This is a genomic window from Coprococcus sp. RTP21281st1_F1_RTP21281_210402, from assembly GCF_040915325.1.
Classification (GTDB): Bacteria; Bacillota; Clostridia; order Lachnospirales; family Lachnospiraceae; genus Coprococcus; species Coprococcus aceti.
In genome coordinates, this window is the sequence record NZ_JBCPDQ010000006.1 from 241,070 (window position 1) to 261,563 (window position 20,494).

General features: G+C 39.9%; 27 protein-coding genes and 2 pseudogenes. 25 read left to right on the forward strand and 4 right to left on the reverse strand.

Translation table 11 applies throughout. The annotated features are described in order from the left end of the window. The first annotated feature begins 627 nt into the window (after positions 1–627). The 3 genes from AB5150_RS10665 (at position 628) to AB5150_RS10675 (ending at position 2,195) form a co-directional block, all read left to right on the forward strand. Positions 628–810 carry a hypothetical protein gene (locus AB5150_RS10665; RefSeq protein WP_055271913.1) on the forward strand — a complete coding sequence of 61 codons (183 nt, stop codon included), beginning with the start codon at positions 628–630 and terminating at the stop codon, positions 808–810. Positions 811–906: 96 nt separating this feature from the next. Further along, entirely contained in the window at positions 907–1,734 is an 828-nt protein-coding gene (locus AB5150_RS10670) for a hypothetical protein (RefSeq protein ID WP_368291847.1), read from the forward strand. 107 nt (positions 1,735–1,841) lie between these two features. Next, positions 1,842–2,195, forward strand: coding sequence for a TnpV protein (locus AB5150_RS10675; RefSeq protein WP_368291848.1), 354 nt, complete (start codon positions 1,842–1,844; stop codon positions 2,193–2,195). A gap of 17 nt (positions 2,196–2,212) precedes the next feature. On the opposite strand, the gene AB5150_RS10680 is transcribed toward AB5150_RS10675, so the two are convergent. Continuing rightward, positions 2,213–2,725, reverse strand: a complete 513-nt coding sequence (locus AB5150_RS10680) for a hypothetical protein (RefSeq protein ID WP_368291849.1) — start codon at positions 2,723–2,725, stop codon at positions 2,213–2,215. A 13-nt stretch (positions 2,726–2,738) separates the two neighbouring features. After that, complete coding sequence (locus AB5150_RS10685) at positions 2,739–3,272, reverse strand: helix-turn-helix domain-containing protein (protein WP_368291850.1); 534 nt, start codon at positions 3,270–3,272, stop codon at positions 2,739–2,741. Between the two features lie 210 nt (positions 3,273–3,482). On the opposite strand from AB5150_RS10685, the gene AB5150_RS10690 reads away from it, so the two are divergent. The 20 genes and pseudogenes from AB5150_RS10690 (at position 3,483) to AB5150_RS10785 (ending at position 16,981) form a co-directional block, all read left to right on the forward strand. Next, positions 3,483–3,674, forward strand: a complete 192-nt coding sequence (locus AB5150_RS10690) for a DNA-binding protein (protein WP_368291851.1) — start codon at positions 3,483–3,485, stop codon at positions 3,672–3,674. Next, positions 3,610–4,530 (forward strand): Arm DNA-binding domain-containing protein, encoded by a 921-nt coding sequence (locus AB5150_RS10695; RefSeq protein ID WP_368291852.1) that lies wholly within the window; start codon positions 3,610–3,612, stop codon positions 4,528–4,530. Before AB5150_RS10690 ends, AB5150_RS10695 begins: the two co-directional genes overlap by 65 nt. A 52-nt stretch (positions 4,531–4,582) precedes the next feature. After that, the gene (locus AB5150_RS10700; protein ID WP_368291853.1) at positions 4,583–4,984 is read left to right on the forward strand and encodes an AAA family ATPase; all 402 of its coding nucleotides are present in this window, start codon (positions 4,583–4,585) and stop codon (positions 4,982–4,984) included. A gap of 14 nt (positions 4,985–4,998) precedes the next feature. Next, positions 4,999–5,154 (forward strand): hypothetical protein, encoded by a 156-nt coding sequence (locus tag AB5150_RS10705; protein ID WP_368291855.1) that lies wholly within the window; start codon positions 4,999–5,001, stop codon positions 5,152–5,154. 58 nt (positions 5,155–5,212) lie between these two features. Next, on the forward strand, positions 5,213–6,301 hold the full coding sequence (locus tag AB5150_RS10710; RefSeq protein ID WP_118342922.1) for a DUF5688 family protein: 1,089 nt from the start codon (positions 5,213–5,215) through the stop codon (positions 6,299–6,301). 76 nt (positions 6,302–6,377) lie between these two features. Then, positions 6,378–6,617, forward strand: a complete 240-nt coding sequence (locus AB5150_RS10715) for a hypothetical protein (protein WP_368291856.1) — start codon at positions 6,378–6,380, stop codon at positions 6,615–6,617. After that, a pseudogene (locus tag AB5150_RS10720) lies at positions 6,560–7,441 on the forward strand (CHAP domain-containing protein); the annotation flags it as partial. The gene AB5150_RS10715 and the pseudogene AB5150_RS10720, both read left to right, overlap by 58 nt. Before the next feature lie 158 nt (positions 7,442–7,599). Further along, entirely contained in the window at positions 7,600–7,812 is a 213-nt protein-coding gene (locus tag AB5150_RS10725) for a helix-turn-helix transcriptional regulator (RefSeq protein WP_008703822.1), read from the forward strand. A 5-nt stretch (positions 7,813–7,817) separates the two neighbouring features. Next, complete coding sequence (vanR, locus tag AB5150_RS10730) at positions 7,818–8,519, forward strand: VanR-ABDEGLN family response regulator transcription factor (protein WP_004853366.1); 702 nt, start codon at positions 7,818–7,820, stop codon at positions 8,517–8,519. Further along, positions 8,506–9,591 (forward strand): cell wall metabolism sensor histidine kinase WalK, encoded by a 1,086-nt coding sequence (locus AB5150_RS10735; RefSeq protein ID WP_008703821.1) that lies wholly within the window; start codon positions 8,506–8,508, stop codon positions 9,589–9,591. The genes vanR and AB5150_RS10735 overlap by 14 nt, the downstream gene beginning before the upstream one ends. Before the next feature lie 137 nt (positions 9,592–9,728). Further along, entirely contained in the window at positions 9,729–10,583 is an 855-nt protein-coding gene (locus AB5150_RS10740) for a hypothetical protein (protein ID WP_226841040.1), read from the forward strand. Between the two features lie 4 nt (positions 10,584–10,587). Further along, a complete protein-coding gene (locus tag AB5150_RS10745; RefSeq protein ID WP_004853372.1) occupies positions 10,588–11,301 on the forward strand; it encodes an ABC transporter ATP-binding protein in 714 nt (237 codons plus the stop codon). After that, entirely contained in the window at positions 11,291–12,475 is a 1,185-nt protein-coding gene (locus AB5150_RS10750) for an ABC transporter permease (protein ID WP_117456454.1), read from the forward strand. The genes AB5150_RS10745 and AB5150_RS10750 overlap by 11 nt, the downstream gene beginning before the upstream one ends. Positions 12,476–12,502: 27 nt before the next feature. Beyond that, positions 12,503–13,006, forward strand: coding sequence for a hypothetical protein (locus tag AB5150_RS10755; RefSeq protein ID WP_015514509.1), 504 nt, complete (start codon positions 12,503–12,505; stop codon positions 13,004–13,006). A 43-nt stretch (positions 13,007–13,049) separates the two neighbouring features. Continuing rightward, positions 13,050–14,006, forward strand: coding sequence for a D-alanyl-D-alanine carboxypeptidase family protein (locus tag AB5150_RS10760; protein ID WP_012744280.1), 957 nt, complete (start codon positions 13,050–13,052; stop codon positions 14,004–14,006). A gap of 65 nt (positions 14,007–14,071) precedes the next feature. Then, positions 14,072–14,470, forward strand: coding sequence for a winged helix-turn-helix domain-containing protein (locus AB5150_RS10765; RefSeq protein WP_015514508.1), 399 nt, complete (start codon positions 14,072–14,074; stop codon positions 14,468–14,470). A 441-nt stretch (positions 14,471–14,911) separates the two neighbouring features. After that, positions 14,912–15,514: a hypothetical protein gene (locus AB5150_RS10770; RefSeq protein ID WP_015514507.1), complete on the forward strand. Its 603-nt coding sequence runs from the start codon at positions 14,912–14,914 to the stop codon at positions 15,512–15,514. 42 nt (positions 15,515–15,556) lie between these two features. After that, on the forward strand, positions 15,557–16,141 hold the full coding sequence (locus AB5150_RS10775; RefSeq protein WP_012744277.1) for an SOS response-associated peptidase: 585 nt from the start codon (positions 15,557–15,559) through the stop codon (positions 16,139–16,141). A 23-nt stretch (positions 16,142–16,164) separates the two neighbouring features. Then, positions 16,165–16,623: a YaiI/YqxD family protein gene (locus AB5150_RS10780; RefSeq protein WP_015514506.1), complete on the forward strand. Its 459-nt coding sequence runs from the start codon at positions 16,165–16,167 to the stop codon at positions 16,621–16,623. 10 nt (positions 16,624–16,633) lie between these two features. Further along, positions 16,634–16,981 carry a hypothetical protein gene (locus AB5150_RS10785; RefSeq protein ID WP_173728246.1) on the forward strand — a complete coding sequence of 116 codons (348 nt, stop codon included), beginning with the start codon at positions 16,634–16,636 and terminating at the stop codon, positions 16,979–16,981. Positions 16,982–16,996: 15 nt separating this feature from the next. Here AB5150_RS10785 and AB5150_RS10790 read toward each other — a convergent pair whose 3' ends face one another. Next, a complete protein-coding gene (locus AB5150_RS10790) occupies positions 16,997–18,376 on the reverse strand; it encodes a relaxase/mobilization nuclease domain-containing protein (RefSeq protein WP_015514505.1) in 1,380 nt (459 codons plus the stop codon). Continuing rightward, complete coding sequence (locus AB5150_RS10795) at positions 18,343–18,666, reverse strand: MobC family plasmid mobilization relaxosome protein (RefSeq protein WP_012744273.1); 324 nt, start codon at positions 18,664–18,666, stop codon at positions 18,343–18,345. The genes AB5150_RS10790 and AB5150_RS10795 overlap by 34 nt, the downstream gene beginning before the upstream one ends. 252 nt (positions 18,667–18,918) lie before the next feature. On the opposite strand from AB5150_RS10795, the gene AB5150_RS10800 reads away from it, so the two are divergent. Then, entirely contained in the window at positions 18,919–19,308 is a 390-nt protein-coding gene (locus AB5150_RS10800) for an MmcQ/YjbR family DNA-binding protein (protein WP_368291860.1), read from the forward strand. A 156-nt stretch (positions 19,309–19,464) separates the two neighbouring features. Then, positions 19,465–20,418 (forward strand): annotated as a pseudogene (locus tag AB5150_RS10805) (VapE domain-containing protein). Positions 20,419–20,494: the final 76 nt, after the last annotated feature.

The following is a 20,494-nucleotide window of genomic DNA, read 5'->3' on the forward strand; positions in this document are numbered from 1 at the left end:
AACCGCATAAATAAAGAATTTTCAGACCTTCGAGGGTTCGCCCTCGGAGGTCTTTTTTTCTGCTTGAAAATGGTTTTTGACCCTATTTTGACCCTATTTTAGAGCAAAAAATAAGCTTTGACCCTACAAATGACATAAAAATCTCAGAGGGAAGATCTAAGGATAGGATATTAAGGGTACAGGGGATAAATATTTTGACATACACGTAGATGCGTGTTAATTTGAATACAGAAAAAGGTGCTACTGATAGACGGTTAGCCCAAGAAAATTAGTTTGACAAAAATGCCGCTTAGTTTTCCAAACGTGGGCGGCTATTTTTGTGGTTTATTACTATCTTTACCGAATGTGTATCCGGCACAAAAGCAGGTGATGCCGAAGCCCACTACTGCAATGAAAAACGTCGAAAAATAAAAATTTATAAAAATTTTATAATTATTTTTTCTGCTCATAAATGAGCAGATTTTTTTTTGAGATAAGAAAAATCTACTCGTTTATGAGGAGATTTACAGCCTTTTGTGGTCGTTTGACTGTGTATAGAGGAGAAGGTATTATATATACAGAGAGGAAAAAACATACACCAAACGGCATAAATGCCCCAACATAAATTTAAGGAAAGGATGTGATGGCATGGAGAAAATATATTATTCTGCTGATGATTTGATAGGCTTACTTGGGATCAGTCGCTCTAAAGCATATCAGATGATAAGAAGCCTGAATGCAGAGCTTGAAGCAAATAATTACATCACCATTCCCGGAAAAGTATCACGAGCTTATTTTAATGAGCGATGGTACGGTATGAGTTGTGCATAAGTTCTGAGCAAAGGTGTTAGCCTAGCTAACACCTTTGTTTGTTGAAAGGGGTTGATTTAATGGGTGTGTATAAAGACGACAAAGGCGTTGCAGCAGATGGGATTCGATAAGGCAAAGAGCCGGAATGAGAATGAAACTGTTGCATGGCAGAAGAGGGAGCGTGAATATCTGACGGAGCTTTGCCGAGAGCAGGGAATAGAGATAGACGTTCTCGGAGTCAGTCGTGACAATCTGACCTTGCCGGAGTACAAGGCGGCTATGCGGAAGGTTGAGAGTCTGGAAGAACGGGCAGATAAGATTAAGGAAAATAATATGGAGCAGAGGCATGAAAATATACAGTTGAAGGTGGAAGCCCGGAAACTGAATGCCGATGTGGAACAGTTGGAGGAACGTGCAGTAGAGCTTACCGGACAGATAGAATTGCTTGAAACAAAGGAAAAAGAGCAACAGGAAAGAATAGATACATACGGCATCAGAGCTGATGGCATTGACAAGATATCAAAGGAAGTGTCAGCAGAGGTCAAGATAGTAAAGGCAGCGGCAACGCCTGTCAAATCCATATTCGGCGGCGAGGAGTATGTCAAGGTCAAGAAGTCCGAATGGAGCAGGATCGTGGCGACATTTGAGAAAGCACTTACAAGAAACAAGCTGCTGGATAAGTATGGGGCAAAGATAGCCGAGCTTGAGAAGACCGTGGATTGTCTGAAAACACGGGTGGAGAAATTCACAAATCGTATAAAAGAAATGAAGAAGTTTCTGACGGAGAAGGATCTGCTGCATGAGTTTCTGAATCTGACGAGAAAACCGGAACAGGAAACTATGCAGGAAAGGATAGACAGGAAGAATGCAGAGGCAAGAGCAAGGAATGAGCAGACAGACCGGGATGGTCGGAGAAAGAGAGGAATTTATGAACAGAATATATGAGAAGAACAGAGAGTTTCGTTGCTGTGAATGATTATGAAATAAATCTTGAAAACTGTATTAACAACGAATATAATACTTTAATGTCTTAAAGTGAAAGGGGCATATGAATGAATATTACATACAGGACGGAAGGGGATTATTTAATTCCAAATATATTTACAAACGAGGAGCCGGAGCAGACACTAACCAAGTATGGTATGCTCCGGGAGAGCTTTCTGAAAAATAATCATAAAGGCATTTACACAGGAAAGCTGTTGACGGGTACATTGAAAGAGCACTGCCTCGATATACAGGAACAGGCAGAAAATATGGCAGAATGCCTCACAAAGCAGCTAGTGGCGGTAGAAGGTATTAGTGAGGATTTGAAAAGCCGTAATCAGATGGAATGGGTACGCAGGATGAATTCGATAAGAAATAGAGTGGATGAAATTGTGATGACAGAGATTGCGTATAAGATATAATCGCTTACCTGTTAAAATCAGTAAGGCATACGTGAAAATGTAAGTAGAAAACTACATTGCAAACTATGTGATTTTCTAGGAATCATTTCAAATGAATAACGTTCATGAGCAAAAGTGTTTTCGCTTTTTTTTAAATCGCTAATAAACATTTCATAAGTGTAATCTGAATCAGAGTTACCTTTCATAGCGTTTATTGTTAAGTCCGAAATAATCTTTTTTGAATCATCGGATAATTTGTTAAAGAGATCTTTATATAGTTTATGGCCACTGACAATATTTCCATGATCATTTTCATAAAAGAGTTTTAGAATTATTTCACAGGAAAATGACAGATTAACAAATGCAGGGTACAAACGCCAGATGTCTTCTTGAGAAGGCGTTTGTGTTTGGAGTTTGGGGAGCAGTGATTGATATAAATCATTTCCAATACTGTAATATGTTTCTGCTAAAACCTTAGCTTCATCATGGCTATAGAATTCTGTACCTTGTGTATAGTGTGGAACTATTCCCCCGGCTGGATAAGATGTCATAGAATAAGCCTCCTTATGTCAAATCATATGTCTTGATGTCATTGCCTTCAGCACCCTTCTTAACGATAGTATGGCAACCTATCGTAGTTCCCATAGCACGCAGTTTCCATTCTTCCTGGGTAGCGTTCAGCTTATCCAGTTCTTCCTGTCTTTTATCAGTATCTTCAATAGCTAATATTTCAGCTTTTTCCTTTTCATAGACATTTTTAAATTGACACCATTTCCTGAAAAAGTCCTGCATCGTAGGATTATCGAATGTCAGTGAAATCTTCTGATCAGGCGTTTCTACGAGTGAGAGGTTCACTGAATCATCAATAGAAAACAACAGAGAGAGTACATCTCCGACCGTTTCAATATTAAAATCCAGAAAAACACTTACATTTAATCCTAGTGCAGTTGCTATCTTTTCTAATTGATCCGGTTTTGGATTCCGGATTCCCAGTTCATATTTTCTGATTGTTCCTACGTTAATGCCGGACAGCTCGGCTAATTGTATCTGACTGTATCCTCTAAATTCCCGGAATGCCCGGATTTTTTTACCAACCATAATGCTGCCTCCTTAATAATATTTGTGCTTCTATTCTAGCACAAAAGTGAATGATACAAAAGAGTGAGATTTAACAAATTGTCGATACGCAAGCAATAGATATGGAATGGGAAAAATAAATTCGCAAATGTTTGTTGGGAAATTCACAAAAGTGAATTATTATAAGAGAACAATGAAAGAGTCACAAAAATGACTGGAAAGGAGGGCGCTATGAGAACTAATTATATGATGACCGTTGATGATGTCATGGAAGAATTAGGTGTGAAACGCAGTAAAACATATTCTATTCTGAAGCAGCTCAATGATGAACTGGCAAAGGAAGGATATGTAGCAGTTCGTGGAAAGATTCCACGTCCCTACTGGGAAACAAAATTTTATGGATGCTCTCAGAGAGCAGTATGAAGGAGGTTTTAAGATGTCAGCTTACAAAGACAAAACACAGGGAACCTGGTATGTGAGCTTTCGCTATATTGACTGGACAGGAAAGAAAACACAGAAGCTGAAAAGAGGGTTCAAGACAAAGAAAGAAGCATTAAATTATGAAAAGGAATTCATAAGAAAAACTGCAGCGGATATGAAAATGGAGATGAACAGTTTTATTCAAGTCTATTTTGAAGATAAAAAGAATGAACTGAAAGAAAATTCAATCCGTAATAAGCAGCACATGATGAACAAGCACATTGTTCCGTATTTTGGAACAAGAAAAATGAATGAGATTACACCGGCAGAGATTATCCAGTGGCAGAACACCATTCAGGAAAAAGGATACAGCAAGACTTATGAGCGTATGATTCAGAATCAGTTAAATGCACTGTTTAACCATGCACAGAAAATTTACAATCTGAAGGAAAATCCATGTAAGAAAGTAAAAAAGATGGGGAAATCGGATGCAAATAAGCTGGAATTCTGGACGAAAGCAGAATATGACAGATTTATCGCCGGGATTGAGCCGGGGAGTGAGGATTATCTGATATTTGAAATTCTGTTCTGGACAGGAATCAGGGAAGGAGATGATGATGATAAAATAAGACTAAATCAACGGAAACCCAGTAAATACAAGGGGTTGAGGCGATTTGGTCCTGAAAAAAACTTGCAACGAATCAACAAATTTATGAAGGAAAGGCCTATCTTTTATAAAAACCTTATTCAGATGAAAGAAAATATTCGCTTTTATCTGAGATGCTTTTACTGTATCACGAAAGTGATGATATTACAATTTAATAGCGAAAACAGGACCGAATTAGCTCGTAATGGATGAAAATCTGTTTAGCTGATTCGGTCATTTTTATTGATTGAAAGGTGATGAAAAAATGGCTAGAATTATTTCTATTGTAAACCAAAAAGGGGGAACTGGAAAGTCCGCATGTACAGCTAATTTAGCAGTAGGATTAGCACAAAAAAATATGAAAGTGTTAATCGTTGATGCCGATCCACAGTCTGATGTATCCGCAGGATTTGGATATCGTGATTGTGATGACAGTAATGAAACACTTACAGTTGTAGAAGTTACCTTTAATCTGACAAATGAGAAGCCGGAAGTTCCAGAAACACCGAACACACCGGATACACCACAGTCCCATGAAGAGACGAAGGTATCAAACGCACCAAAAACAGGTGACAGCACAAATATCTGGCTGCCGATCCTGCTTCTGATAATCTCCACAGGAGGTATGGCAGGACTTTATATCAGCAGAAAAAGGAAAAACAAATAAGGAAACCAACGGTTATGATTGGGAGCTTCTATGTGAGGCTCCCTTTTTCATACACAAAATCACAGAAAGGAACAGAAAACTATGATGAAAGCAATGGAAAAAAGACAGGAAGCACGAAAAAACCAGGAGAAAACTTTAAAGAGAATGATGGCTTATCAGAAGAAAGCTGAGCAGATGGTCAGCAGAAAAAGAATGAACCATCACATGATCAGAAAGGGGTAAAAGCGTATGATGAACAGAAAAGAATTTTATGAATATGTCAAAGACAATGTAAAGGAGTATCTGCCAGAGTCTTACAGGGACGCAGAAATTAAACTTCAGGAAGTAGAAAAAAACAACGGTTTGAAGCTGACAGGTATTACGATTCCAAACGGAGATCAGAGAATCGTACCGACGGTCTATCTGGATTCCCTCTACCAGGAATATATCAATGGGAAAGATGTAGATTCTTGTGTTGGGGATGTAGCTGATATGCGTATTGAAGCACAGGGTAAAGCAGAATTTTTTGATATGGGAGTTCCGGATATTCTTGATTATGAAAAGATGAAGGACAAATTACAGATGAGAATTTGTGACAAAGAATGGAATACCGATCGTTTGGCAGACAAAGTAGTCACAGAACACGGAGATTTTGCAGCTTATTATGCAGTAAATCTGGAGGAAAATGGAGAGGGAATCAGCAGTATTCCAGTAACTGTTTCTCTGATGAACGAATGGGGAGTATCTGTCGAACAGATTCAGGCAGATGCGATGATGGCAGATAAGAACAGAGGCGTGCAACTGGTGGATATGACACAGATTATCGAATCTATGATTTTTGGAGGAACACCGAAGAATCTTTTGAATGAAAAACTGGATATGGAAACTGTGGAGAATCCAATGTTCTGCCTTACCAATGAATCTAAGATGAATGGAGCTTCCCTGTTACTGCAGGAAGATATTCGAAAACAGATTGGGGAATGCCTGGGAAGTGATTACTTTGTCATCCCATCTTCCGTTCATGAAGTGCTGATTCTCCCGGATAACGGTATTTTACAGGTTCCAGAATTAAATGCGATGGTACAGGAAGTCAATGAGACACAAGTGGAAAGACAGGAACAGCTTTCTGATAAGGTTCAGTTCTGTGACAAAAAGACCGCAGTATTGGAAAATGCTGAGCGCAGGGAAGCACGTCTGGAGAAAGAAAAAGTAGCCGAAAAAGCGGAAGTAAAAGGTGGAATCCATGGAAGATTGGAGAAAGCTAAGGCAGAAATCAAGGCAAAAGGGACGGATACAATCCCAAAGAGTAAGGCGAGAGATCTTGCTACAGCATTATAAAGTGAAAAGAAAACGATGGCTTATGGGGACTGTGCAGAGCAGTCCCCAATTTTTTGAAGTTGGAGGAGAAAAGAATATGGATTGGTGTTTATATGGTGAAGACAAAAGGAGGGAAATTGATAGAGATTTAAAACCGGAATATCTTTTGGATGATTTACGGAGATATCAGGATGTATTTGGCGAAGAGTTTGGTGTGAAAGAACTTCTTATGCTGGAGGATATCAGGGTAAAGGCTATGATTGCCGGAGCACTTGCAGATACGATACCAAGCTGCAAGAGGAAAAGAACTCGGTATCCTATGATGTTCTTGAAATGAGTGGCAGCAGAGCCGTTTGGAAAGAGGTGCTTGCCGTTTACTCTGTAAAAACGAATACGGATCAAGATAACCCCCAAGAGGTTGCCACAATGGACGATGGCAAAAAGCAACTCTTAAAAGACATCTTTTGGGAGATGAATCAAATATCTTCCCGAACAGAGAGCAAGACCGAAACAGTTATTACCGAAACCGATGACGGACACGGTAATATCGTGGAAACTGAAAGCACGGTCACACAAACCTATCTGTATATTACCGTCAGCCACAAGACTGCCGAGGAAATGGCGGCGCAATATGGTTTTAACGAAGAACAGAAAGGCTACCTCGCTGAACTGCTTGCAGATGAAAACAATTACCTTTGGTCACAGGTGCTTTACGGCATTACAGGCGGCGACGGACAGATCGTGACCGTTGCACTCTCTCTGGTTGGCAATGTGGGCGGTCAGCCGTATTGGTCGTGGTACGGTTTTAACTCCCGTGTAGAATGGTGTGCTTGCTTTGTATCTTGGTGTGCCAACGAGTGCGGCTATATCGACGCTGGAGTTATCCCAAAATATGCAGGCTGTGTCAACGGAGTACAATGGTTTAAGGATCGTGGACAATGGCTGGATGGCAGCGCCGAGCCTGCCCCCGGAATGATTATTTTCTTCGATTGGGCAGACGAAAGTGGTCAGGATGGATTATCCGACCATACGGGTATTGTTCAAAAGGTCGAAAACGGCAAGGTTTATACGGTCGAGGGCAACTCCGGCGACAGTTGCCGAGTCAATGAGTATTCTATCGGTTATTACGAGATTCTTGGCTACGGCGCACCTGCCTATTAAAATACACAAGCCGCCTGCATTTTGCAGGCGGTTGGATTACATATCAGAAAGATATTGTGCCGGTTTGAAAACTAAAAGTCTCAAAATACAGACTTAATAATTGCGATTTCACTCTCAAAGTGCTATAATACAAACTATATTTGGGTGGAGGTGCGGAAATGAAAGTACGGTACAACAAACTTTGGAAACTTCTGATTGACAAGGGAATGAAAAAGAGTCAATTACGAGAAGCGGTCGGGGCAAGCAAAAGTACATTTGCGAAACTCGGAAAAAATGAAAATGTTACCCTTCCCGTGCTGTTGAATATATGCGAATACTTAGAGTGTGATTTTGGCGACATAATGGAAGCCGTACCCGAAAATGAGGTGTAGGATCAATGAACAAGAAGATTTTAATTGTGGATGACGAAAAAGAAATCGTTGATCTGCTTGAAGTGTATTTGAGTAACGATGGTTATTCAGTATATAAATGTTATAATGGGTTAGAGGCGATGAAATGTATCAAACAGTCGCAGATTGATTTAGCGATACTTGATATTATGCTGCCGGATATTGATGGTTTTCGACTTTGCCAAAAAATTCGGGAAAAGTTTTACTTCCCTATTATTATGCTTACCGCCAAAATTGAGGATAGCGACAAGATTATGGGGCTTACGATTGGTGCGGATGATTATATAACGAAACCGTTTAATCCTTTAGAGGTTGTGGCAAGAGTAAAGACGCAATTAAGGCGTTATCAGAGCTATAACAGTCCTAATTTGAGCCAATCCGAAGAAAAAGACGAGTATGACATCAGAGGTCTACTGATAAACAGAGTCAGCCACAAGTGCTACTTGTATGGCAAAGAAATAGCCTTGACTCCGTTGGAGTTTTCTATTCTGTGGTATCTGTGCGAACATCAGGGTAAAGTTGTCGCCTCGGAGGAATTATTTGAAGCCGTGTGGAAAGAAAAGTATCTTCGCAACAGTAACAATACGGTAATGGCGCACATTGGGCGGCTTCGGGAAAAATTGAATGAACCTTCAAAAAATCCGAAGTTCATTAAAACTGTTTGGGGGGTAGGGTATGAAATTGAATAAAAAAGAAAAAAACTATCTGCTCTCTACCTTGTTCAAAGGGTATGTAATTCAATGTGCGATTTGCTCTGTGCTTATTTTTGGCGGTACTTTTCTTTTAGGAATTATGGCAGAGGAAATTCTCCGCAAGTATGTTTTGTATTATTACTTGTATTACAGAACAGTATATCTTTATATAGTGGCTGTAATCGTGTGGGGTGGCTGTATTATATACATGACATACCTACTTTTGAAAAAAGTAGTCGCCTATGTGTACGAGGTACAGGCTGCGACAGGAAAAATGTTCGATCAGAATGTCAGTTACATTGAAATGTCCCCGGAGTTGAGTGAAATCGCCGCTAACATCAATCAGTTAAAACAAGAGGCTGAAAGTAATGCAAGGCTTGCAAAAGAAAATGAGCAGCGAAAAAATGACCTGATTATGTATCTTGCACACGATTTGAAAACACCGCTTTCTTCTGTAATCGGGTATCTTACTTTACTGCGTGATGAGTCGCAAATCTCAAAGGAACTTCGAGAAAAGTACCTTTCAATCACTCTTGGTAAGGCAGAACGGTTAGAGGATCTGATTAACGAGTTTTTCGAGATAACACGATTCAATATATACGATATTACATTACAATACACGAAAATCAATTTAACTCGCCTGCTGGAGCAACTTGTATATGAATTTAAGCCTATGCTCAAATCAAAGAATTTGCAATGTAATCTTTGTGTTGATGATGATATAATGCTTCGATGTGACGCAGACAAAATTCAGCGTGTTTTTGATAACCTTTTGAGAAATGCGGTTATCTACAGTTTTGAAAATACGGATATCACGATCAGCGCACAATGTCAGGAAGATACGGTCAGCATTATTTTTTGTAACCACGGCGATACTCTGCCGGAAGAAAAGTTAAACAGGATTTTCGAGCAGTTTTATCGGCTTGACGCAGCGAGAAGTACAAGCAGTGGAGGAGCTGGATTAGGTTTGGCGATTGCAAAGCAGATTGTTGAACTACACAATGGTACAATCGTTGCAGAGAGCCAAGAGGATCAAAACAAGTTTTCAATTACTTTGCCGTTGGCGTAGGAAAATTGTAAGAATTTGCATAGAAAAAAAGAGGAATATCTTACGAGCAATCAAGAAAATACGGGCTTCTGTTTTGGTACAATAAAAGTATCAAGATAGAGGCTCGTATTTTTTGTGATACAGCATAAGGAGGAATGATGAAGTTGCTAAGAAAACAAATGCTGCTATGTTCTATTTTGTTTCTTGTATTTACGCTATCTGCCTGCTCTGCAATTGGGCAGACAGACGAAAACAATCTTACAGATAGCGCAACATCCGCAGAAAAAACGGTATCAGTTGTACGAGGGACAATTACTCCAACCGTTTCAACGCAAACGACTATTGTTCCGGCAGTACCGTTTATTATTTTCTCACCCGAAAATGGCATATTTAATACAGCGGTAGAATTAGAAGAAAAAATCACTGCCGGGCAAATTATTGGAACTGTGAACGGCAAAGAATTGAAATCTCCGGTGGATGGTACAATTACCTCTATTGCCCCATCCAATGAAAGCGTACCGAGTAATTATCCCGTAGCGATAGTGCATTATACAGGATTTGCCCTCAATGTAGAGGCAGATAATTTTTTGAGTACCTTACCGGAGTATGCAGAGTTGAAAGCAAAATTTCAAGTATATGATGGTGTAGGACCAACCGATATGATTGCCGTGGTGTCGCCTGCCGCAGATGAAAATGCGTTTACGGGAATCGTGCCGCAAGAGGGCATTCTGCAATGCTTGATCAGTCAAACAGTCGATGTGAAATCGGGGCAAAGTGCAACGGTAGTCATAACGGCGACAACGAGAAATGATGTCCTTATATTGCCGCTGTCGGTAATAGCGGGTAGACAAGGGACGGGATTGGTTACTGTAATTACTCCGAATGGAGAAAGAGTGGAAACAAAAGTGACATTGGGTGTGACAGACGGAGCCAATATAGAAATACTGTCCGGCTTAGAGGAGGGCGATGTAGTTTCTGCTACTCCGCCAAACCTTGATCCGAGGGGGATTTGATAAAATGAAAGGAATTTCCGAAAAGACTTTAATCAAAATAAAGGATTTGAAAGCAAGCGTCAAATTGAATAATGGCGATATGCTGACAACAGTAACCAACGCTAATATGGAATTGCAACGAGGGCGCAGTTATGCCATTGTCGGAAAGTCCGGCTCAGGCAAAACAAGCCTTATATCCATTATTGGCTTGTTAAATCGGGAATATGAGGGCGAGTACCTTTATGATGGTATATCTATTTCTGCTTTGAAAGACCGTGATCTGTCTATACTGCGAGCCAATAATATCGGATTTGTATTTCAGAACTACTCTCTGATTAAGCACTTGCGGGTATGGGAAAATATCGAATTACCCCTACTCTATGCCAAAAAGTCGTTTACCGCCAAACAGCGTCACGAGATAATTACAGGCTTGCTAAAAAGTGTCGGCTTAGAAAGCAAGGAAAATGATTACCCAATCAATTTGTCCGGCGGTGAACAACAAAGAGTTGCAATCGCAAGGGCGCTTGCAGTATCTCCGGAAGCCATTTTATGTGATGAGCCTACGGGAGCGTTGGATAAAAAGACGGGAACGCAGATTATGGAACTGTTGCACAGCGTCGTAAAAGAAAATGGAATTATGCTGCTGTTGGTTACGCACGATCCTGATATTGCAGATACCTGTGATACGATTTTTGAAATGGATGGAGGGAGGATAACTTGTGCTAAAAATGATACTTAAAGACCTTCGTCTGTCTCCACTTAGAAGTATTCTGACAAGTGTTTCAATGCTTGTAGGCATTATCGCAATGCTTGGATCGGTATTAGTTGGTACGCTTGGACGGGAGTATTTGATTTCCGTAAACGCACAGGTATATGGCTGGTCACCTACTTACTCATTCGTGATAACGGAATCCGATTTTCACGATAGAAATAAAATGGAACAATTATTCCAGAGATTTGAAGCCATTGATGATGTAGCCGCTGTTACTTTTTCTATGGGAGAAGATATTCGATTTGCACCAATGAAAGATTTAACGCCAATACCGCCGAATGATGTTTACCAAAACCTGATGGCTTTTGATTTAGTTTGCACCACGGAGGCATATAGTCAAGTCTATAATCTTCCAATGACATCCGGTAGATGGTTAGAGCCTTCGAGTGAGGGCGGATCGCTTGAAGTGGTCATAAACAAAGAAGCTAAAAACTATTTTAATGATTCGCCCTATGCTGCAGGAAATGTAAAAAGCACACTTTCGTTAACCCCATTCAATATTGTCGGAGTAGTAAACGATGGCAGGGATTTTCCGACTATCTATGCGGATTCTGCGGCGATCCTCAATTTCGCACCAGCAATGTGGCAAGTACAAAATGCAAATGTGTATTGGCATCCCACAACAGGACTGACAATCGAACAGATACATTCTGCCCTTGGCGACATTTTGACTGATACCATTGGCGGTTACTGGGAAAGTGCTGGGCGGAGTGATATTGGAGATACCTATGATTCGGTATTGTCCATACTGCAATTAGGGCTTTTGGTTACTTCGCTTTTGTTGCTGTTTGTTTCCGTATTAGGGCAGATCAATATCGGACTATCTTCATTGGAACAGCGCACACATGAGTTGCTGATCCGCAGAGCGATAGGTGCTTCACGAACAAATATTGTGGCATTGGTTTTAGGCTCACAGTTGATTTTATCAATATTCGTTTGCTTTGCAGCTATTTTGATTTCGCTGATTTTGGTGCATTGTATTGGAGCGTTGCTCCCTGTGGATTCCCCGGTGGGAACACCGAGTTATCCAATCAGCGTTGCTGTTGTTGCAGTTGCTGTGTCTGTGCTTACAGCATTATTGGGCGGATTATTACCAGCATTGAAAGCAGCAAAATTAGAGCCTGCATTGGCTCTTAGATAATAAAACTCAATTCAAGGAGGAAACAAAATGAAACGAACAATCTCAAAATCCGAAAGACCGTACAGACTGTTATTGTGTGTTATGATTTCTTTGCTGGTGATTATGCTGGCAGGCTGCTCCACTTCTTCGGACTCCGACACAAACACAAGAGGTTTCACGGACTTTGCTACCATTGAAGAAGAATACCTAACGACCATTGAGAGTTTGAATTGGCCGGAGGGCTTTACGCCGCCTGATGCTTTGGAAGGCGAAGATACGGGAGCGTCTTTTCAGATAGGATATGGCGATACAAGAGCATCTAACCTTTGGGAATATTCTTGGATGCAGGAATGGCTTGATACTTACAATACGGATTCGGAAAGGGCGGCAAAAGCCTTAGCTGAACTCGAAAAAGCCTTTGATATGCCTTATATGGGAACAGATCGCTGTGATGACGCCACACGCAAATATCTTCGTGATAATATTGATAAAGCTAAGTTGGGAGATCCGTCTGGATTTACAGAGTGTATTCAGGCAAATTATGCCGATTAAAAATGGCACATAGGAGTTTTGGTGTTGGGAGGTGAGCACATATATGCAGAGAAAACGCCGTAAGAAAAAACGATTTGGAGTATTTTTGTTTTTGCTTGTAGTTTGTATCGGCATAGGTATAATGTTTGTGCCGTGGGCAATGCAGCCGGAAAATTTCAGAGAGGTAAAGAATAAAATAAATGGTTTTCTCTACAAAGAAGATTTTCCTGACTCTTATAATGCAAAATCGCTGATTTTGGTGGATTGTTCTGATGATGAAATATTTGTTTCAAAAAACGAGAACGAGCCACAAATTCCTGCAAGTTTAGCCAAGCTGTTTGTTATTGAGTATGCGTCAACTTTAGCAGACCTTGATAGTATCGTTGTTGCAGACTATGGTGCTATTTCACTCACGAAACCTGGCTCGTCTGTTGCTCAAATCAAGGAAAAAGAATACTTTTTACACAATCTATTTGCGGCAATGTTAGTACCGTCAGGGAATGACGCAGCTTATGTGGTTGCTGATTATTGTGGAGGATTACTTTCGCCGCAAGCAGAAAGCTGTCAAGAGCGTGTGAGGATTTTCATGGAGAACTTAAACCTGCATTTGCAACAGCAGGGGTACTTAGACACAGTTTTATATGATCCGAGTGGTTTTGATATGGAGGCACTTACCACCACTTTAGATTTGAAAGAAGTAGTATATCGGTTGTTGGAATACTCGTGGTTTAGAGAAATTGTATCTCAAAACACTTATACGGCAACACTGCCTGATGGCAGTACACAAATATGGCAGAATACAAACGCCTTCCTTGATCCGACATCCGAATATTACAACGAAAATGTATGCGGAATTAAGACTGGCTCTCTGTCTGACGACTATAACTTGATTGTGCTTTATCAGCAGCACGGAAAAGAGTTTTTGATATGCAGTTTAGGCTCTCAGTCCGATTCCTCTCGTTATGACGATGTGAATTTTATTCTGAAAACGATTGATGAATCGTATTATCTCACGCAATAAATCTTATGTTGTCCAAGACAAAAAAACTAACCAAGGGGGGTGATAATATCGGACGAATCGTAATAATGGAGTTCAAAGCACAAGACTCAACAGCCTTTGACGATATGCTGGCTTTTGTAAAACAGCACCCTGATTTTGAAAAATTAGAGATTTCATATGAGCCGACATTATCCCTTTCCGGCTTAGAAATCAATTTGAGCCGGCGCAGAGTTATCAATAACGGTCAGGAAATTGAACTGACCGTCAAAGAGTACGATATACTCTGCTTGCTCGCAGCCAATAAAGGTCGTGTTCTTACATACGAGCAGATTTATGATAAGGTGTGGGGCGAAATATCAGCAGGCAATGAAAAGGATACCGTAGGCTTTCACATTCGGAATCTTCGTAAAAAACTTTGTGATACAAACTCTCACTTTTCCATAGATAGTGTTCGTGAGATCGGCTACCGCTTTAACAGTCAGTAAGCAGTCCCTCGTAGTTCATAATGAATTGCGAGGGATTATTCATTTTCTAAGACGGTATGTCGGAATTTGATAAATCCCTGCAAATGTTGATTTTATACGACTGTTAAGAGCAATATCGTGTCTAAACTTGCGACTGGACTTTGCATTTTCTACGAGTTATCTTCGTAATATCTCGGCATTATACTACTGGAATGTTTATCATAAACAGGGCATGATTTATGGCAGAATGGGCAGTCGTTCTCGTGCCATTTATTAGGTCTTGCTTGGATACGAATATGTTTAACTCCATTCTTATCAGAGTAAAGATTACAATTTTTTATAACTGTGTTCTTGACATTAAGGACACTTTTGCATAATGTATTAACTGAAGCCACTTGTGAATACTCCTTTTGTGTTTTTCTTCGCAGTTAATACATTAAAGGACACAAGTGTTTTTTCAATATGGTGTTGTTAATTTATGGTGTTAGGCTTCCACCATTATGCCAGAAGCCTCATATAAATTTATTGGGAAGAGTTACCGATCAAGTTTTCTCAGAATCCGAAGAATGGGATATTGATACGGTGTCAGAAACTATTGCATCGGAATATGAAAGAGCAACGAATCTTTCGATAAATAAAGAGAAGCAGAATTTGCCAATAGAAGAAAAACGAACGATAGATGTTAAAGAAATACGAGAATGGCTGAACTTTATTATTACGATTATATCAGTTGTTTTGGGAGTTACGAATTCTTCAGCAACAACGATAAATAATTACAATTATACACAACAAGTCAATAATTATTACATCGTTGGAATGGGATATGATGCGAAGGAGCTAAATACGACTAAATATAGAATCGTTAATAGAGAATCTATTGTACGACTGAAGCATGACTGCCATTCGATTGTAATTGAAAAGCTTGAGGAAGGGAAAGTTGTTAGAATTATAGATAAATATAAAAAGTGGCGACAGATAATTTGGGAGAATGAAGATGGTGAAGAATGTATGGGGTGGATTCAAAATTATAGATTAACTGAGTTTAAAGTGCCTAGAAATAAATGATGTATATTTGATGAAATAGAATCTATAAGTGAAGGAAGTATTATGTGTGGTAGATATTATATTGATTCTGATATGGCAGATGAAATCGAAAAAGTAGTGCATGATATAGACCAACGGATCCGGCAGGAACATTTTGCAGGAGATATCTTTCCAACCAATGTAGCACCGATCATTGAAAAATCAGAACATGGATTGAAACTGGATGTTTGCAAGTGGGGATATCCATTGTCACAAGGAAAGAATCTGGTTATAAATGCAAGAGCAGAATCTGTTATGGACAAACCTTCTTTTCGAAATGGAATCCTCTATCACCGCATTTTGATACCGGCAAGTGGGTTCTATGAATGGAATCGGTTAAAAGAGAAAAATACATTTTCCAGATATGATGCACCAGTATTGTATATGGCTGGCTTCTGTGATTGGTTTGAGAATGAACGACGATTTGTGATTATGACTACAGCAGCCAATGAATCTATGATAAAAGTACATGATCGTATGCCGCTGATATTGGAAAAAGGACAGCTGAAAGATTGGTTCGATGACAGGAAAATGGAGCAAATTCTGCATCAGGTACCGGTTCAGCTAAAACGAGAGGCAGAATACGAACAGCAGAGCTTATTCTTATAATGGTTCAGAGGAGAAATAGAAAGATGCAAATATTTGTTGATGCAGATGCCTGCCCAGTGGTTGCGATCATTGAAAAGATTGCAAAAGATAATAGTGTTCCGGTAATGTTGTTGTGTGATACAAACCATGTTCTGTCATCGACTTATAGTAAAGTTGTTGTTGTCGGTGCAGGAGCAGATGCAGTAGATTATAAACTGATTAGTATCTGCCATAAAGGAGATATTGTCGTATCACAGGACTATGGTGTGGCTGCAATGGCATTGGGAAAAGGTGCTTATGCTATTCATCAATCAGGTAAATGGTACACGGATGATAATATTGATCAGATGCTAATGGAACGTCACCTGAGTAAAAAAGCCAGAAGAAGTTCCCGTAAATGTCATGTCAAGGGACCGAAGAAGCGGACGGAGGAAGATGATGAAAGATTCGCTCAGTCTTTTGAAAAAATGCTTTTGATGGCACGGGAGAAAGAAGGCAGATGAGGAATTGTAGATGCAGAGGAACGACAGAAGCTATAAAGACTTAAAACAAAAACAGAAGAGTGCAATAGCAGATAAAACATACAAAATGCACTTGAAGTTTTATCTTGAGAATCAGCGAATGCCGGATGCTACTGAAATGAATGATATATGCAAAAGTTTGTTTACGGCAGTTCAATCGCTTGCTCCTAAAACGGAATATGAAGAATTTTATAAAATTGTTGAAAAGCGTGAAAAGAGTTATGAAGAACGTATCCTGAGAGACATTCAGAATGGAATTACCTCCGGAGGTGCACCGTATGGTGTCACCTGGGAGGAAATGGGTCTGAAACCTTGGGAAGATTTGGAAGAGAATAATTGAGTTGTCAGTGCAATCTTATTTATCTCTTGTGACAGAAACAGGTTCCCGTTTTGCCGGAAGTAAGTCTGAATTGATTTCAGGAGCATCGAGCAGCACAGAGAAATTTTGCTGAATGATATCCAGTGTTTTCTGCTTTTTCTGTAATTTCTGTTTTTCCCGGACGGTAGCAGCTTGTTCAGATTCAAGATTTTCAATCCGCTTCTGGATTTTTTCAGAGCTAGGGATTTTGGTAACACCGAGATCCTGAAGCTCTTTTTTTAGTGAATCGTGGAGTTGGTATTCTGCCAGATGCTTGGAACGGTATTCTTTTGGATTTTTTGCAGATTTGCAATCTTCTATCACTTTACGGCAGAGCCGGTAAGAATCACAGTGTTTCTGAATGACTTTCTGCGTGCTTAGCTCACTGGTGATGTGTGCTATTCTCTGATCAGCCGCTTTAACAGAAGCATCAACATCAGAAACATGCTGCCTGAAATCCTCATAATTCAGTAGGTTATTTTCTGAAAGATAGTTGAAGGTGCGGGCTGCCTCTTTTAGATTATTGAGTTTTGCCCAATGTTCAAATCCTTCTCGATTGCCAGTCGTTACATACGTGGAGATATTGATATACAGGCGAGCTTCTCTGGACAGATGTTTTGGAGTTTTCACTTTGCTACGATTTTTAGCTAAGCGGATGCGGACGTTTTCTTCCGTATAATAACTTCCCAGAGATTTCATATAAGTGAAATTTTTTTGTTCCGGTGCACGGAAAGAAAGATGCTTTCCCTGCCGGACTTCATATCCAGCTAACTGCATTTTTTGTAGAAATTCCTCATAGTTGATGGAAGTCCAGATTGCTTTATCAACTGCAACACGTAGCTTGGCTTTCCAACTGGTGCCACGATGATATTCCATGTTCTCTTTATAGCTTTTTCCTTTTTCTCCGGTTGGCATACTGGTGGCAAGTCCATTTTCCAGGCAGATACGATTACTGATTCTGCAGAGTTTATGGTAGCTCCGCTTATTGGAAACATACTTGTGATGATCAACAAAGCTTGCAGCGTTGAAGATGATATGGTTATGAATGTGCTTTTTATCAACATGGGTACTGATCACGTATTCATATTTTCCTTTCAGTACTTCGGCTGCAAATTGCTGTCCTAAGCGATGGGCAGTTTCGGCATCAACTTCTCCAGGTTTAAATGACTGGATCAGATGAAATGCCAGGTTATCACCTTTGTCCATTCCATTCTTTTTTGCCATTTCTCTAGTCATGGAAAATTCGAGATCAGCAGTTTCCGGGGAACAGCCAAAACTGGAAACCAGCAGTTTTTCATCAGTCTTGTCTGGATTCGTGATATAGTCCAGAGCTTTCTTGTCTGTTACTTTAATGGGGAAGATCTTAATATATGCCATAGTTCTTTCACCATCTCTTTCAATTCTTGCATTTCTTCCGGATATAGATCTCCGGTGGTATTTACCTTTTTTGCAATCTGGTTGATATTTATGCCAATCTTGTGCATTTCCTCATACTGTTTCTTCAGAGGAGTTGTATCTGTGTTGACGATGTAGCCGTCGATTGCCATCTTACGCAGATAAGCTCCCATGTTCTTGGTTTTTGATTCTATCATCTTCCTGCGGATTAGCTTTCGTTCTTCTTCTGTGACATAAAAATGAATTTCTTTGTTTCTTTTTCTTTCAGCCATTAGCAGTTTCTCCTTTCTGAGAGGGCAGTAGTATCGTTGCTTTCAGCGTTTTTCAATTCAGGGCAGGGTACCCTAAATTGGGATTTTCCGGAAGTGTATCCTCACTTCCTGTCCTTGCTGCTGTTTTACCCCTCTATTAGTTAAAGTCAGGAGAACCGGGAAAATGCAAAAGAATTTGGCAGGTAGTACGGGATACGAAAATGTGGTATGATTATGGGCAGGATATCAGAAGAATCAGGAGTTGAAAAGATTGTGAAGACGGAAGAAATCTTTGAATACGTGCAGAAACAGTACGGTACAGTTCCAGAATATTTATGGAGTAAATCTCCAGACAGTGTTGTACTTCGTCATAAAAATGGAAAATGGTATGCAGTATTCATGACAGTTGAGAAATCTAAGTTGGGATTAGAGGGAAATGATCTGGTTGCCATCATGGACGTAAAGTGCGATCCAGAAATGACCAGCATGATTATTCAGACTTATGGATTTTTACCAGGATACCATATGAATAAACAGCACTGGATCACGATTTTACTGGATGGTTCAGTCAGTGAAGCGAAGACATTGGACTTTTTGGATATGAGCTATCAGAAACTGCGTAACAGTATTACAAAAAGATCCAGTGTTGAAAAAAGCAATTAAACGAAATGAGCTTTCCGGCAGAATGGACATTGTGAAAGAGGTGCCCTGGGAACGGAGAAGCGAGATCCTCACAGTGACAGATACAGACGATAGTAATCTGAAGATGTATCTGGAAGAAAATCATGAGATCACAAGTGAACGAGTAATAAAAAAGGAGTGGATATTGTTTCCAATGAAAATAAGTGTCATCCGATTCGGGACTATCTGGAGAGCCTGGTATGGGACGGTGTTCCACGAATTGAGAATTTACTGACACGGTTTCTGGGAGCTGACAAGAACAGTTATACGATTGGTGTGATGAAAATGCACATGCTGGCAGCAATATCCAGGATATATGAACCGGGAATAAGGTATGATATTATGCTTTGTCTGGTAGGAAGTCAGGGAGCCGGAAAATCTACTTTTTTCAAATATCTGGCGATAAATGACGATTGGTTCAGTGACAATCTGGTTCACCTGGATGATGAAAATATTTACCGGAAATTACAGAACCATTGGATTATAGAGATGGGAGAAATGAAAGCAACTGTGACTGCATAGAACATTGAACAGATTAAATCGTTTTTAAGCAGACAGAAAGAAACTTACAAAGTTCCTTATGAGGTTTACCCAGAGGACCGACCACGACAGTGCGTATTCTGCGGAACATCGAATAATCTTAATTTTCTTCCATTAGACAGAACCAGAAACAGGAGATTTGCCCCGATTATGACAGATGTAACAAAAGCAGAAGTTCATATTCTGAACAATGAAGAAGAGAGCAAAGCTTATATTGTACAGGCATGGGCAGAGGCTATGGTGATTTATCAACAGGGAAATATATACCTTAGTTTTACAAAAGAGATTGAAGAAGAAGCGAAGAAACTGCAGAAAGAATTTATGCCGGAAGATACAAATGCAGGAATTATCCAGGCGTTTCTTGATGATTATGAAGACGATGATGTATGTACAAAGCTTTTGTTTGATGATGCACTGCATCGGACAGGTGAGATGAAACAGTGGGAAAGCAAAGGAATCGCAAACATTATGAATAATGCAATTGAAGGATGGAAACAACACGGTACTCAACGTTTTGGAAAGGAATATGGTATTCAGCGGTCATGGAAATGAATGAAAAATCCTAATCCCCCAGCTATGCTGGGGAGAATAGTGTAAGTGGAAACGATAAGGATTACAATAAAAAACC

Coding starts and splice junctions, on each gene's coding strand:
- AB5150_RS10665 (WP_055271913.1), top strand. CDS start 628: ATGGAGAAAATATATTATTCTGCTGATGATTTGATAGGCTTACTTGGG.
- AB5150_RS10670 (WP_368291847.1), top strand. CDS start 907: ATGGGATTCGATAAGGCAAAGAGCCGGAATGAGAATGAAACTGTTGCA.
- AB5150_RS10675 (WP_368291848.1), top strand. CDS start 1,842: ATGAATATTACATACAGGACGGAAGGGGATTATTTAATTCCAAATATA.
- AB5150_RS10680 (WP_368291849.1), bottom strand. CDS start 2,725: ATGACATCTTATCCAGCCGGGGGAATAGTTCCACACTATACACAAGGT.
- AB5150_RS10685 (WP_368291850.1), bottom strand. CDS start 3,272: ATGGTTGGTAAAAAAATCCGGGCATTCCGGGAATTTAGAGGATACAGT.
- AB5150_RS10690 (WP_368291851.1), top strand. CDS start 3,483: ATGAGAACTAATTATATGATGACCGTTGATGATGTCATGGAAGAATTA.
- AB5150_RS10700 (WP_368291853.1), top strand. CDS start 4,583: ATGGCTAGAATTATTTCTATTGTAAACCAAAAAGGGGGAACTGGAAAG.
- AB5150_RS10705 (WP_368291855.1), top strand. CDS start 4,999: ATGATTGGGAGCTTCTATGTGAGGCTCCCTTTTTCATACACAAAATCA.
- AB5150_RS10710 (WP_118342922.1), top strand. CDS start 5,213: ATGATGAACAGAAAAGAATTTTATGAATATGTCAAAGACAATGTAAAG.
- AB5150_RS10715 (WP_368291856.1), top strand. CDS start 6,378: ATGGATTGGTGTTTATATGGTGAAGACAAAAGGAGGGAAATTGATAGA.
- AB5150_RS10725 (WP_008703822.1), top strand. CDS start 7,600: ATGAAAGTACGGTACAACAAACTTTGGAAACTTCTGATTGACAAGGGA.
- vanR (WP_004853366.1), top strand. CDS start 7,818: ATGAACAAGAAGATTTTAATTGTGGATGACGAAAAAGAAATCGTTGAT.
- AB5150_RS10735 (WP_008703821.1), top strand. CDS start 8,506: ATGAAATTGAATAAAAAAGAAAAAAACTATCTGCTCTCTACCTTGTTC.
- AB5150_RS10740 (WP_226841040.1), top strand. CDS start 9,729: ATGAAGTTGCTAAGAAAACAAATGCTGCTATGTTCTATTTTGTTTCTT.
- AB5150_RS10745 (WP_004853372.1), top strand. CDS start 10,588: ATGAAAGGAATTTCCGAAAAGACTTTAATCAAAATAAAGGATTTGAAA.
- AB5150_RS10750 (WP_117456454.1), top strand. CDS start 11,291: ATGATACTTAAAGACCTTCGTCTGTCTCCACTTAGAAGTATTCTGACA.
- AB5150_RS10755 (WP_015514509.1), top strand. CDS start 12,503: ATGAAACGAACAATCTCAAAATCCGAAAGACCGTACAGACTGTTATTG.
- AB5150_RS10760 (WP_012744280.1), top strand. CDS start 13,050: ATGCAGAGAAAACGCCGTAAGAAAAAACGATTTGGAGTATTTTTGTTT.
- AB5150_RS10765 (WP_015514508.1), top strand. CDS start 14,072: ATGGAGTTCAAAGCACAAGACTCAACAGCCTTTGACGATATGCTGGCT.
- AB5150_RS10770 (WP_015514507.1), top strand. CDS start 14,912: ATGGTGTTGTTAATTTATGGTGTTAGGCTTCCACCATTATGCCAGAAG.
- AB5150_RS10775 (WP_012744277.1), top strand. CDS start 15,557: ATGTGTGGTAGATATTATATTGATTCTGATATGGCAGATGAAATCGAA.
- AB5150_RS10780 (WP_015514506.1), top strand. CDS start 16,165: ATGCAAATATTTGTTGATGCAGATGCCTGCCCAGTGGTTGCGATCATT.
- AB5150_RS10785 (WP_173728246.1), top strand. CDS start 16,634: ATGCAGAGGAACGACAGAAGCTATAAAGACTTAAAACAAAAACAGAAG.
- AB5150_RS10790 (WP_015514505.1), bottom strand. CDS start 18,376: ATGGCATATATTAAGATCTTCCCCATTAAAGTAACAGACAAGAAAGCT.
- AB5150_RS10795 (WP_012744273.1), bottom strand. CDS start 18,666: ATGGCTGAAAGAAAAAGAAACAAAGAAATTCATTTTTATGTCACAGAA.